Genomic DNA, 12490 nt, shown 5'->3' on the forward strand with positions numbered 1-12490 from the left:
GTTCGGGGGCGGCGGGCCCGCCGCGGGAGACCTCCGCCGGGACAGGGCCCTAGACGGCGTTCCGACGGTGCACTCAGGTACACCCCACATTCGGGTTGCGGGCACACTGTGCTCAAGGGCGCCTGCCAGAAGACTGGAGTCCAGACGGCATGTGACCTGCGGAGGACCCGGTGAACGGTGAATTGGTGAAAGAGACACGGCTGCAACGGCACGTGAGGTCCCCCTGGCGGGGGCTGGCGTTCATGCTGCTGGGCATCCCGGCCACGCTCGTGGGCCTGTGGTTCCTCACGGTCATCTCGATGATCACGAGCTTCGTCGGGGTGCTGCTGTTCCCGTCCGCGACGATGCTCATGCGCACCCAGCTCGACGCGTACCGCACCCGGATCAACAGCTGGACCGACGTCCGGGTCGAGCGGCCCTACCTGCCCGAGCACGACCCGGAACCCGGCCTCCCCGGCATGATCAAGCGGTTCCTGCGGCTGCTCACCGACCCGGCGACCTGGCGCGACTACCTGTGGGTGGTCACCGACCCGGTGGTCGTGATCTTCACCGCCGCGCTGCCCGGCCTGCTGATCCTGTACGGGCTGTGGGGGTTCGCCCTCGCGACGTTCGCCGGCGGGATGATCGGCCACTACGGCGGCAGCGACTGGTACGCGTGGATCCGCATCGAGCCCGGCTACGACCGCGACGCCGAGCGGGTCGTGTCCACCGTCGTCGTCGCCACCATCTGCATCGCCGTCGGGTTCGCGATCGCGCCGAAGATGATGGCCGTGTACGGGCGCTGGGGCAGGCTGATCCTCGGCCCGACCCAGAAGTCGGAGCTGGCGCTGCGCGTCCGGCACCTCACCGAGACCCGGTCGGAGGCCGTGGACGCGTCCGCCGCCGAACTGCGCCGCATCGAGCGCGACCTGCACGACGGCGCGCAGGCCCGGCTCGTCGCGATGGGCATGAGCCTCGGCGCGATCGAGCACCTGCTCGACAAGGACCCCGAGAAGGCCCGGATCCTGCTCGCCGAGACCCGCGCGTCGTCGGCGAAGGCGCTGCACGAGCTGCGCGACCTCGTCCGCGGCATCCACCCGCCGGTGCTCGCCGACCGCGGCGTCGGCGACGCGGTCAAGGCCCTCGCGCTCGACCACCCGCTGAAGACCGAAGTGGTCGCCGACCTGCCCTCGCGTCCCGAGGCGCCGGTCGAGTCCGCCGCCTACTTCGCGGTCTCGGAGATCCTCACCAACGCCGCCAAGCACTCCGGCGCGTCCCGCGTGTGGGTCGACATGCGCTACGAGCAAGGCATGCTCCGGATCACCATCACCGATGACGGCCGCGGCGGCGCCACGCTGGACGGCGGCACGGGTCTGCGCGGGATCGAGCGCCGGATCGGTACATTCGACGGCGTCCTCGCCCTCAGCTCACCGGTGGGCGGCCCGACGATCGTGACCATGGAGCTGCCGTGCGCGTTGTCATCGCCGAAGACCTCGCCCTCCTGAGGGAGGGGCTCGTCAGTCTCCTGGAGACGCACGACTTCGAGGTCGCGGCCGCCGTCGACAACGGCCCCTCGCTGCTGAAGGCACTGCTCGACCACCGCCCGGACGTGGCGGTGGTCGACGTGCGTCTGCCGCCGTCGTTCACCGACGAGGGCCTGCAGGCGGCGCTGGAGGCCCGCCGGCAGGTCCCGGGCATGCCCGTCCTGGTGCTGTCGCAGTACGTCGAGCAGCTCTACGCGCGGGAGCTGCTCGCCGACGGCAGCGGCGCCATCGGCTACCTGCTGAAGGACCGGGTGTTCGACGCGGCGCAGTTCGTGGACGCGGTCCGCCGGGTCGCGGCGGGCGGCACCGCGATGGACCCCGAGGTCATCTCCCGGCTCGTCGCCAGCAACACCCGCGACACGCCGCTGGGCCGCCTCACCCCGCGCGAGACGGAGGTCCTGGAGCTGATGGCGCAGGGACGCTCCAACGCCGCGATCGCGGAGCGGCTCGTCGTCACCGAACGGGCCGTGACCAAGCACACCGCGAACATCTTCGCCAAGCTCGACCTGCCCGTCACCGGCGACGACAACCGGCGCGTCCTGGCCGTTCTCGCCTACCTCAACCGCTGAGCGGCTCCCCGCGGCTTGCTTCTGCGCCATATCGGTCTATCCGGGTCCGCGCCGGGTGAAATATGTTGCTCGGCGAGATGGCCCCGGGAGGGCGCGATGACGGTGATTCTGGTCCTGCTCTGCTTGGCGATCGCCGCGCGCGAGCTGTATTCGGCGTTCGAACGCGGACGCTCGCCGGGCGCCCCCGAGATCGCCGACATCCGCACCCAGCTCCGCGCGCTGAAGGGCACACGGGACGAGCTGGAGGGCTTCCGCGCGTCCCAGCGGGAGCGGCTGGACCGGCTGACGCGGGAGCAGGACCGCGACCGCGAGGCGCTGGGCGAGGCCGACGCCCGGATCCGGTCCCTGATCGCGCAGATCAACGACAGGATGGTGCCGGACGTCAACGACCGGCTGAACCGGCAGCGTGAGGCCGCCGACCTGCAGCGCGCGGCCGTGGAGCGGCTGGCCGCCGAGGTCGCCGGGCTCCGCGCGCACCTGGTCGGACGGCTCGACCAGGCCGTCGCCGCGTCCCTCGGCGCCGGCCCCGCCGACATGGTCGCCGGGTCCGTCACCGTCCGGCCGTCCGCGGTGCTGCCCGCGCTGACCGGACCGTACGAGCGGTTCGCCGAACGGCACGGGCTGCGCGTCGAACTGGCCGACGGGGACCGCTACTACCTGTCTGGGCGCAGCCCCCGCGGCCTGGAACGCGAATTCATCGACCTGGTGCAGGGCCTGCGCGCGAACTGCGCGGCCTCCGTCGAGAAGGCCCGGCCGCTGCTGGACGCCCTCCGCGACACCGACCGGGGCGGGATCCGGCTCGGGCCGCTCCTCATCGTCCGGACACCGGAGTCGCTGGTGTGCGGGGTGCTCCCCCTCGCCGAACTGCTCCGCCCCGAAAGCGCCGGGCTGCTGGACGACCCGGCCACCGCGGCCCGCCGCCTGCACCAGCTCCCCGAAGGCCGCTTCTGCGACGTGACCGCGCTCGGCGCCCTGGGCTCGTCCGGGTGACACGACCGGCCGCTCACCAGCCCGCCCGGCTTCAGGGTGATGTCCGCCCCGGCCCGCGCACTCCCTCAGTGGGCCGGGGTCGTCCAGGGGAAGTCGGGTGCGCGGCGTTCGAGGAACGCGGCGATGCCCTCCTCGGTCTCGCCGCTGCCGGCGACCTCGCCCAGCCACCGCCGCGTCTTCTCCGCGACCGGGCCGGCGGCGGCGATGGCGTCCACGATGTCCTTGGTCGCCTGCTGGGTGAGCAGCGAGCGGGACGCGAGGGTCCCGGTGAACTCGGCGACCCGCTTGCGCAGGCCGTCCGCCGGGACGACCTCGTCCAGCAGCCCGATCCGCAGCGCGTGCCCGGCGCCGATCAGGTCCGCGGAGTACAGCAGGTACTTCGCGGCGGACGGGCCGACGAGGCGGACGAGACGGGTCGTCGCGGCGGCCGGGTAGACGATGCCGAGCTTCGCCGGGGTGATCCCGAACCGGGAGCCGTCCGCCGCGAACCGCAGGTCGCAGGCCGCCGCGAGCTGGCAGCCGCCGCCGACGCAGTACCCCTCGATCGCCGCGAGCGTCGGCTTGGGGAACGCGGCGAGGGCCCGCTCGGCGACCGTCGACAGGTGTGAGTCGTCGTCGCGGTGGATGTCGGCCAGTTCGGAGATGTCGGCGCCCGCGCAGAAGTCGCCGCCCGCACCGGTCAGCACCACGACCCGCACGCCGGGGTCGCCCGCGAGGTCGTCCAGGAGGACGGGGAGCGCCCGCCACATGTCCGCCGACATGGCGTTGCACTTGGCCGGCCGGTCGATCGTGATCGTCCCGACGCCTTCGGCGACCTCTGCGTGGAGCCCGGCGGCCATCGTCCCCCCTATGCTTCGACGCGGCTCATCGTACGAAGCCCGGTTCACCATGGTGCTTCCCGGGGTGGTCTCCACCCCCCCACGTGGTGCCCTCGGGCCGGGAACCTGAGAGCCTGGCGGGTAGTCATAACGGGCCTAGGCAACATCCGTCAGGACCGGAACGCGTCGGGGGACGCGCGTCTGCCGCCATAGGGGGACCACCCGCATGAAAGTCGTCACTGACCTCCGGGAATGCGAAACCGTCCCGGAGTGCTGTACTGTCGAGACAGCGTCTTCGAGTTGCCGCGATTCGCGGCGAGGACGCTTCTTCCCCGCCCGGGCCATCTGAGCGCTCGGTGATCTCCCGGTTCGGTACGCGCGCAGACCGGCGTTTCGAGCCGCCGCACAAGGGAGTCGACGTCAGCCCGGTGAACGGAGCTGCATCTCTCACATTTCTCTCGCGTACGCGCCGCGGGTTCCGCCGCCGTACACGGGATTCGACCCCGGGCCACGCGGAGCGTTCCGCGCTGGCCTGAGAAGGGACCCACATGTCCACTTCCACCCTCACCACCGATCGGCCCGCCGCCGACCGCCGCGCCGATCACAAGTCGCAGGCGCACGGTGTGCCCGCGTCCGGCGCCCGGAAGAGCGGGCGCCAGGGGCGGCGTCCCGCCGATGACGCGCCGGTCGTCCCGTTCCACGGCATCCTCGCCGTCCAGGACAAGCACGCGTTCGTCCGCACCTCCGGCTACCACTCCGGGCCGGACGACGTGCACGTCTCGCTCGCCCAGGTCAAGGCCGACAACCTGCGTCCCGGCGACGCCGTCACCGGCACCGCGAGGCCGCCGAAGACGGGCCGCGACAAGTTCCCCTCCCTCGCCGCCGTCGAGACCGTGAACGGGGTGACGCCCGCCGAGGCGGCGAACCGTCCCGAGTTCGGCAAGCTGACGCCGCTGTTCCCCGACGACCGGCTGCGCCTGGACACCGGGCCGCTCGCCACGCGCGTCATCGACCTGGTCGCGCCGATCGGCAAGGGGCAGCGCGGGCTCATCGTGTCGCCGCCGAAGGTCGGCAAGACGATGGTCATGCAGGCCCTCGCCAACGCGATCGCGCAGAACAACCCCGAGGTCCACCTCATGGTCGTGCTCGTCGACGAGCGCCCTGAGGAGGTGACCGACATGGAGCGGTCGGTGCGCGGCGAGGTGATCCACTCGACGTTCGACCGTCCGGCGCAGGAGCACACGGCGCTCGCCGAACTGGCCGTCGAACGGGCCAAGCGCCTCGTCGAGCAGGGCTACGACGTGGTCATGCTGCTCGACTCGATCACCCGGCTCGGCCGCGCCTACAACCTGGCGGCCCCGTCCAGCAGCCGCATCCTGGCGGGCGGTGTCGCGACGACCGCGATCTACCCGCCGAAGAAGTTCTTCGGCGCCGCCCGCAACATCGAGAACGGCGGCTCGCTCACCATCCTCGCCACCGCGCTGGTGGAGACCGGGTCCCGCATGGACGACGTGTTCTTCGAGGAGTACAAGGGCACCGGCAACATGGAGCTCAAGCTCGACCGGAGCCTCGCCGACCGCCGCATCTTCCCCGCCGTCGACATCGAGGCGTCCGGCACGCGCCGCGACGAGCTGCTCATGTCGCCCGAGGAACTCGCGCTCTCCTGGCGACTGCGCCGCGCCCTCCAGGGACTGGACAGGCAGCAGGCCCTTGAGCAGCTTCTGGAGAAGATGAAGGGGACCTCGTCCAACGCCGAGTTCCTTCTGCGCCTCCAGCAGACGACCTGACCGGGCCGCCAAGCCGACTCGTCTCAGCCCTGCTCCGGACGGAACGAATCCAGGATCCTGTCGTAGAGACGCTGGCCCGGCGTCCACCGCCGGTCGGGCGCGTAGAAGCAGAACTCGTACCCCGCCGCCCGGCCGCACAGCACATGCCTGACGCCGTTCTCGTACGTGCGGGTCGCCTTGCCCGTCCAGGTGAACTCCCATTCCGCCGCGCCGGCGATGAACTCGGGGACGGGCTGGAGCCGCAGCCGCCGGTATCCGGGGTAGCGGTGCTCCGCCACCGCCTCACGTTCCGCGGCGCGCAGCCCCGCCAGCGGGTCGCCCGGCGCCGGGGAGATGCGCAGCCCCCGCCCCGTGTGGACGTCCTTCCAGCGCATGACGGCCCCGTGCCGTTCGGCCCGCCACCCCGCCGGGACGCGCACCGAGTAGCGGCCCGCCTCCCTGTACCTCGTCGTCTTGCCCGTCACCCCCGCCGCCGGACGCAGCGCGACGGAGTCGCTCGTGCCGATCGACGTCCACCGCGCCGCCCAGGTCCCGGTGCCGGCCGCGAGCACGGCGAGCATCGCCACGCCGGCGACGGCGCCCGGCCGCACCCGGCGTCCCGCCACCAGCGCCGGGACGCGCGGCCTCCACCGGAAACGCCGCTCCGGCACGGCCCGCTGCGCCGAGTGGCGGGGTGTCCACGCGTCGCGATGCCGCCACCAGCCGCGGACTCGCCGTGACCCGCACGGCGGCGGACCGCCCTGCGGGTCCCTGCCGCCCTGCGGGTCTCCGGACGGTCTCGCGCCGCGCAGCGTCCACGGGACGCGCGGCCCGCGGAACACACGCGCACGAGAGCGTGCCGCGTCCCGCGACACCCACGCGCCGCCCGCCGCCGCCCACGTCGCGCGGCGGCGCGGCATGAGCCGCCGCGGGGACAAGCCCCGCACCCCGTACGGGACGCGACGCAGCGTCGCCGGTGTGGCGCCCGGTTCGGGGACGGTCCCGACGACGTCCCGCAGCAGCCCGGCCGTCGCCTCCGCCGTCAGGCGGTCTTCCGGCCGCTGACGCAGCAGTCCTTCGATGACGGGGGTCAGCGGCCCGGCCCGGACCGGAGGCGCGTAGTCGCCCAGCAGGACCGCCACCATGGACGCCAGCGCGTGGCAACGCAGGAACGGCGAGAAACCCTCGACAGCCATGTACAGCGTCGCGCCCAGCGACCACAGGTCGGACGCCTCCACGCCCGGCAGGCCGTTGACGCGCTCTGGCGGGAGGTAAGCCGGAGAGCCCTCGATCCCCGCCGGCATCGTGTCGACGGTCTCGTGGTCGTTGAGCATGTGGACGGCCAGGCCGAAGTCGGTGAGCAGGACCCTTCCGTCGTCGCTGACCAGGACGTTGCTGGGTTTGACGTCGCGGTGCAGGATGCCCGCGGTGTGCGACGCGCGCAGCACCGACAGGACCGCCGCGCCGACCTCCGCCGTCCGCCGCACGCCGAGGGGGCCGTCCTCGGCGACGAGCCGGTTCAGGGAGCACGACTCAACGAACTCCATGACGATCCAGGGACGGCCGTCCTCGATGATGAGGTCGTGGACGGCGACCACGCCGGGATGTTTCAGCGCGGCGGTGGCCCGTGCCTCCGAGAGGAGGCGCCTGCACATCACCCTGCGTTCGCCCTCGGTGATGCGGCCGGGGAGACGGACCTCCTTGACCGCGACGTCCCGGTCCAGCATCTCGTCGTACGCCCGCCAGACGGTGCCCATGCCGCCCCTGCCGACCACAGAGAGCAGACGATACCGTCGCGCGAGCGGTATCAGCCGATCCCCATTCATGCCGAAGTTAATCGCCCGGACGCGCCCAAGGCATTCTCCCTCGGCATCAATCATTTTTTGACCGGTGCCCGCCGGGGAAAAAGCGTCCGGACGTGGTATAAGCGTTTAGCCGAGGACGCTCCGAGCCCATTTGTAGTCGGATTTGCCGACGGCCGTGCGCCGCACCTGGTCCACCACCTCGATCTGGCGCGGCAGCTTGTAGCCGGCGAGGCGGCCGCGGCAGTACCCGGTCAGTTCCTCCAGCGTGACCGTCGCGCCGGGCCGGGGCGCGACCACGGCGGCGACGCGCTCCCCGAACCGCTCGTCCGGCAGCCCGACCACGACCGCGTCGTACACGTCCGGGTGGTCCTTCAGCGCGACCTCGACCTCCTCCGGGTACACCTTCTCCCCACCCGTGTTGATCACGAGTGAGCCGCGGCCGAGCAGCACGATCGTCCCGTCCTCCTCCAGGCTCGCGAAGTCGCCGGGGACCGACCAGCGGGTGCCGTCCGCGCCGGTGAAGAACGTCGACGCCGTCTTGTCCGGGTCGTTGTAGTAGCCGAGCGGGATGTGGCCGCTGCGGGCGAGCCTGCCGATCTCGCCGGGCGCGACGGGGTTCAGGTCGTCGTCCAGGACGGTGATGCCCGGCTTCATCATGAACCGGGCCGTCCCCTCCTTGCCGCCGACGGACGGGCCGCACGCGCCCGTCTCCGAGGCGCCGTAGTTGTCGAGGAACATGATGTTCGGCAACTGCTCCTGCAGTGCCTGCTTCGCGCCTTCGGTCAGCGGGGCGCCGCCGGACGCGATCGCCATCAGCGAGGACGTGTCGTAATCGCCGGCGGCCAGCGCGTTCGCGACAGGCCGCGCCATTACGTCGCCGACCAGCATCAGCACATTCGCCTGTTCTTCGGCGAGCAGCCGGAGCGCCTTGTCCGCGTCGAATGCGTGGTCGGTGTAAAGGACGACTTTGGCGCCGCTGAACAAACCCATGAACGCGACCCACTGACCGGCGCCGTGCATGACGGGCGCGCAGTCGAGGACGGCCATCGCCGGCTGTTCGGCGTTGGCGGCGAGTTCCTCCGGGCGAGAGATCGGGTCACCGAGGACGTTTCCACCGCCGAGCGCGCCGAAGAAGATGTCCTCGCAGCGCCATTCGACGCCCTTCGGGTAGCCCGTCGTACCGCCCGTGTACATGATGTACCGGTCGTCGTCCGAGCGTTCCGGGAAGCCGTCGCCCGGGTCGGCGCCCGCGAGCGCCTTCTCGTACTCGACCGCGCCCGGGATCTCGTCCGCCGCCCCGTCCTCCAGAACGACGACGTGCCGCAGCTTCGGCAGATCCGCGCGGATCTCCTCCGCCTTCGCCAAGAGCGAACGCTCACCGATGAGCGCGACCGAGTCGGAGTCGGACAGGACGTGCCGGAGCTCGGCGGCGACGTACCGGAAGTTCACCGGCACCGGCACGGCCCGGATCTTGAACGCGCCGAGCATCGCCTCGATCCACTCGGCGCGGTTGCAGGCGAGGATCGCGACATGCTCGCCCGGCCGCACGCCGGCCGCCGCGAGATGGTGGCCCACCCGGCTCGCACGCTGGCTGAGCTGCGCATACGTGCGTCGTTCGTCCCCTGCCACGAGCGCGGGACGCTCCGGTGCGGCCTCGGCCAGGATCTCCAGCAGGTCGGCCAGGTTGTAGGTTCGCACCATGTACGTCCTCGCGTGTCGGGGGTGGGGAGCTGCTCCCGATCCTCCATGTGGCGGGACGGCGAACTCAATCCTTGTTGTAATCCAGTCCAATGAGATGGGTCACATCCGCGTCCCCGTCCGGGGTGCCTGATCCGGCCACGCCCACGGTCCTTACACGGCTCTTATCCGGGTACCGGCATGCTTGGCCGTAACGATTCAGTATCAGACGGGGGTAGTGGTGAGCGCAGGCGCGATGGCGTGGACCCCGCCGACGTGGGAGGAGATCGTCAGCGAGCACTCCACCAGGGTGTTCCGGCTGGCGTACCGGCTGACCGGCAACCGGCACGATGCCGAAGACCTGACCCAGGACGTCTTCATCCGGGTCTTCCGCTCGCTGTCCTCCTACAGCCCCGGCACGTTCGAAGGCTGGCTTCACCGGATCACGACGAACCTTTTCCTCGACCGCGCCCGCCGCAAGCAGCGCATCCGGTTCGACTCGCTCGGAGACGACGCCGCCGAACGCCTGCAGGGCCGCGAACCGACCCCCCAGCAGGCCTACGACGACCGGCACCTGGACGCCGACATCCAGAAGGCGCTGGACGGCCTCGTTCCCGAGTACCGGGCCGCCGTCGTCCTCTGCGACATCGAGGGCCTGTCCTACGAGGAGATCGCCGCGACCCTGAACGTCAAGCTCGGCACCGTCCGGTCCCGCATCCACCGCGGCCGCGCCCAGCTCCGCGACGCCCTGGAGCACCGCCGCCCGGCCGAGGTGACGAGCGTCACTAGTGACCGGTGAGTAACTTCTGATTACCCTCGGCCCGTGGACATCGTCTTCGAGCGCCGCGGCGACGGGCCGCCCCTCGTCCTCCTGCACGGAATCGGCCACCGCCGGCAGGGCTGGTCCCCCGTCATGGACCTGCTCGCCGCCGAACGCGACGTCATCGCGGTCGACCTGCCCGGTTTCGGCGACTCCCCGCCCCTCCCGCCCGGCACCCCGTACACCCTGAACGCCGTCCTGACCGTCCTGTCCAGGACGTTCACCGACCTCGGCCTGAAAAAGCCGCACGTCGCGGGCAACTCCCTGGGCGGCCTGTTCGCCCTCGAAGCCGCCGACCGCGGCCTCGTCAGCTCCGCCACGGCCCTGTCCCCCGCGGGCTTCTTCAACGCCCTCGAACTCCGCTACGCGGCGTCCGTCCTGCGCGCGTCCCGCCTGGGCGCCCGCGTCCCCGACACGCTCCTCACCCGCCTGGCCCGCTCCCCGCGCCGCCGCACCGCGATGTTCGGCATGGTCTACGGCCGCCCCGACCTGATGGACATCGAGGCCCTCACCGGCGACGCCCGCGCGATGCGCGACGCCCACGGCTTCGAACCCACCCTCCGCGCGGGCCGCACCACCCGCTTCCTCGGCTCCTGCGCCGACGTCCCCGTCACCATCGGCTGGGGCACCAAGGACCGTCTCCTCCTGCGCAGCCAGGCCATCCGCGCCCAGCGCCGCCTCCCGCACGCCCGCTTCGTCTGGCTGGAGGGCTGCGGCCACGTCCCCATGTCCGACGACCCGCCCCAGGTCGCCAGGGTCCTCCTGAAGGGCAGCGCCCACCCCCTCCTCACCACCCACCCGGAATCCGCCGCCTCCTAGACCCGCGCCACTTCGGGCGCCGTGCGCTGCGCGTGGCGGGCCGTCCCGGTCGCCCGGCGGAGGTCCCGCGTGTGGGGTCGCCGCCGAGACAAGATATTCCTTGACACGAATATTCTTTGTGGTGAATACTCTCTCCCGTGGACGCACTCCTCACCGCACTGGCCGACCCCGCCCGCTGGAGGCTCGTGAGCTTGCTGGCCGAGCGGCCCCGCTCGGTCGGTGTCCTGGCTCAACTCGCCGGAGCCCGCCAGCCGCAGACGACCAAGCATCTGCAGGCCCTCGAACGAGCCGGCGTCGTCACCTCCCAGCGCATCGGCCAGCGCCGCATCTACGAACTCCAGCCCGGTCCCCTGCGGGAGCTGGCGGCCGCGCTCGGCCGGCTCGCCGACACCGCGGAGCAGGTCGGCGGCATGCGCGAGACCTACGACCACCATGGGCGCAGCCTCCAGGCGGAGCGGCTCGCCGCGAAGGGGCCGGGGTGGGCCGACGGCCGCTCGTTCAGGTTCCCCCGGTCGCTGACGGGGAGCCCCGATGTGGTCTGGCGCCACCTGACCGAGATTTCCCTGCTCTCCCGATGGTGGACGCCCGACGGCCTCCGCGTCTCCGAGCTCGTCTTCGAGGCGCGGCCGGGTGGGCGGATCGTCCACGAGTACCGCGATGCCGAGGACGCCGACGGCTCCGACATGGTCGCCGGGCGCGCGGAGGGAGTCGTCGACGACGTACGCCCCGGTGAGCGCCTCACCTACCGGCTCTCCCCTCTGCTTCCCGGCGGCGGCCTCGCTTTCACCGCCCACGTCGACTTCGGCCTCCGGCCCACCGGCACCGGCACCGACCTCGACGTCCACTGGCGGATCACCGACAGCACGGTCGACTCCGCGGACTTCATCGCGGGCATCGAGATCGGCTTCGGCCAGAGCCTCGACAAGCTCGCGGCCGCCCTCGCCGCCGACCCGCACGACACCGCCGGCACCGACCACGACCACGACACAAGGAGCACGAGATGACGGAGCAGATCACCGGCCGCAGGGTGACCGCGAACATCAGCCTCACCCTCGACGGGCGTTACAACGGCCCAGGCGGGGCCGGCGATATGGGCGCGATCGTCTCGTACGCGACCACCGAGGTCGCGCGGGCCCATCTCACCCGCATCTGGGAGGGTGCGACGACGGCGCTGCTGGGCCGGGTCAACGCCGAGGGGTTCCTGGGGTTCTGGCCATCGGTCGCCGCGGACGAGACCGCCGATCCGCGTGATCGCGGATATGCGAAGTGGCTGGTCGACACCGAGAAGGTGGTCTTCTCGACCACCTTGACCGAAGCACCGTGGGAACGCACCCGCGTGGTGGACGCCCCCGCCGCGGCCGTCGTCGCCGAACTCAAGGCCGCCGGTGCCGGCGACATCCTCGTCAACAGCAGCGCAAGCCTCATCAAGGCGCTCCTCGCGGCGGACCTGCTCGACCGGCTGTACCTCATGATCTGCCCCGAGATCGCCGGGGGCGGGCAGCGGCTGTTCGACGACGGCCTGCCGGCTTCGAAGTGGACGCTCACCCTCCAGGAGACCGGCGAGCTGGGCGAGATGGCCATGGTCTACGACCGGGCCCGCTGAGCGCACCGGGCCGGCGAGCGGCTCCGGCTCCGGCTCCGGCCACCTCGCGCCACACGCCGACCGGGGTGGTGGTGCGCTCGCGCGCCCGGGACATCTCAAC

10 protein-coding genes and 1 pseudogene are annotated in these 12490 nt (G+C 71.8%); 8 read left to right on the forward strand and 3 right to left on the reverse strand.

Going from position 1 to position 12490, the window contains the following annotated elements; translation table 11 throughout:
* Positions 1-185: 185 nt before the first annotated feature.
* The 3 genes from ACTWPP_RS05340 (at position 186) to ACTWPP_RS05350 (ending at position 3082) form a co-directional block, all read left to right on the forward strand.
* Positions 186-1484, forward strand: a complete 1299-nt coding sequence (locus ACTWPP_RS05340) for a histidine kinase (protein ID WP_443102950.1) — start codon at positions 186-188, stop codon at positions 1482-1484.
* Positions 1448-2092 carry a response regulator gene (locus ACTWPP_RS05345; RefSeq protein ID WP_443102951.1) on the forward strand — a complete coding sequence of 215 codons (645 nt, stop codon included), beginning with the start codon at positions 1448-1450 and terminating at the stop codon, positions 2090-2092. The genes ACTWPP_RS05340 and ACTWPP_RS05345 overlap by 37 nt, the downstream gene beginning before the upstream one ends.
* Positions 2093-2188: 96 nt before the next feature.
* The gene (locus ACTWPP_RS05350; RefSeq protein ID WP_443102952.1) at positions 2189-3082 is read left to right on the forward strand and encodes a hypothetical protein; all 894 of its coding nucleotides are present in this window, start codon (positions 2189-2191) and stop codon (positions 3080-3082) included.
* 65 nt (positions 3083-3147) lie between these two features.
* Here the strand turns inward: ACTWPP_RS05350 and ACTWPP_RS05355 are convergent, their stop codons facing one another.
* Positions 3148-3921, reverse strand: coding sequence for an enoyl-CoA hydratase/isomerase family protein (locus ACTWPP_RS05355; protein ID WP_443102953.1), 774 nt, complete (start codon positions 3919-3921; stop codon positions 3148-3150).
* A gap of 623 nt (positions 3922-4544) precedes the next feature.
* Between ACTWPP_RS05355 and rho the strand changes: the two are divergent.
* A pseudogene (rho, locus tag ACTWPP_RS05360) lies at positions 4545-5687 on the forward strand (transcription termination factor Rho); the annotation flags it as partial.
* Positions 5688-5710: 23 nt separating this feature from the next.
* On the opposite strand, the gene ACTWPP_RS05365 reads toward rho, so the two are convergent.
* The gene (locus tag ACTWPP_RS05365) at positions 5711-7546 is read right to left on the reverse strand and encodes a serine/threonine-protein kinase (RefSeq protein WP_443102954.1); all 1836 of its coding nucleotides are present in this window, start codon (positions 7544-7546) and stop codon (positions 5711-5713) included.
* 51 nt (positions 7547-7597) lie between these two features.
* The gene (locus tag ACTWPP_RS05370; protein ID WP_443102955.1) at positions 7598-9172 is read right to left on the reverse strand and encodes an acyl-CoA synthetase; all 1575 of its coding nucleotides are present in this window, start codon (positions 9170-9172) and stop codon (positions 7598-7600) included.
* Positions 9173-9404: 232 nt separating this feature from the next.
* Between ACTWPP_RS05370 and sigE the strand changes: the two genes are divergently transcribed.
* The 4 genes from sigE (at position 9405) to ACTWPP_RS05390 (ending at position 12390) form a co-directional block, all read left to right on the forward strand.
* On the forward strand, positions 9405-9947 hold the full coding sequence (gene sigE, locus ACTWPP_RS05375; RefSeq protein WP_443103410.1) for an RNA polymerase sigma factor SigE: 543 nt from the start codon (positions 9405-9407) through the stop codon (positions 9945-9947).
* 24 nt (positions 9948-9971) lie between these two features.
* Entirely contained in the window at positions 9972-10787 is an 816-nt protein-coding gene (locus tag ACTWPP_RS05380) for an alpha/beta fold hydrolase (RefSeq protein WP_443102956.1), read from the forward strand.
* 137 nt (positions 10788-10924) lie between these two features.
* Entirely contained in the window at positions 10925-11791 is an 867-nt protein-coding gene (locus ACTWPP_RS05385; RefSeq protein ID WP_443102957.1) for a metalloregulator ArsR/SmtB family transcription factor, read from the forward strand.
* Positions 11788-12390, forward strand: coding sequence for a dihydrofolate reductase family protein (locus ACTWPP_RS05390; RefSeq protein WP_443102958.1), 603 nt, complete (start codon positions 11788-11790; stop codon positions 12388-12390). Before ACTWPP_RS05385 ends, ACTWPP_RS05390 begins: the two co-directional genes overlap by 4 nt.
* The last annotated feature ends 100 nt before the right edge of the window (positions 12391-12490 follow it).

The organism is Actinomadura sp. 3N407 (assembly GCF_052245875.1).
In the GTDB taxonomy this organism is placed as follows: Bacteria; Actinomycetota; Actinomycetes; order Streptosporangiales; family Streptosporangiaceae; genus Spirillospora.

Excerpts from the sequence above, each read along its gene's own strand:
- ACTWPP_RS05350 (WP_443102952.1), top strand. The coding sequence starts at position 2,189 with ATGACGGTGATTCTGGTCCTGCTCTGCTTGGCGATCGCCGCGCGCGAG.
- ACTWPP_RS05370 (WP_443102955.1), bottom strand. The coding sequence starts at position 9,172 with ATGGTGCGAACCTACAACCTGGCCGACCTGCTGGAGATCCTGGCCGAG.
- ACTWPP_RS05365 (WP_443102954.1), bottom strand. The coding sequence starts at position 7,546 with ATGATTGATGCCGAGGGAGAATGCCTTGGGCGCGTCCGGGCGATTAAC.
- ACTWPP_RS05355 (WP_443102953.1), bottom strand. The coding sequence starts at position 3,921 with ATGGCCGCCGGGCTCCACGCAGAGGTCGCCGAAGGCGTCGGGACGATC.
- ACTWPP_RS05390 (WP_443102958.1), top strand. The coding sequence starts at position 11,788 with ATGACGGAGCAGATCACCGGCCGCAGGGTGACCGCGAACATCAGCCTC.
- sigE (WP_443103410.1), top strand. The coding sequence starts at position 9,405 with ATGGCGTGGACCCCGCCGACGTGGGAGGAGATCGTCAGCGAGCACTCC.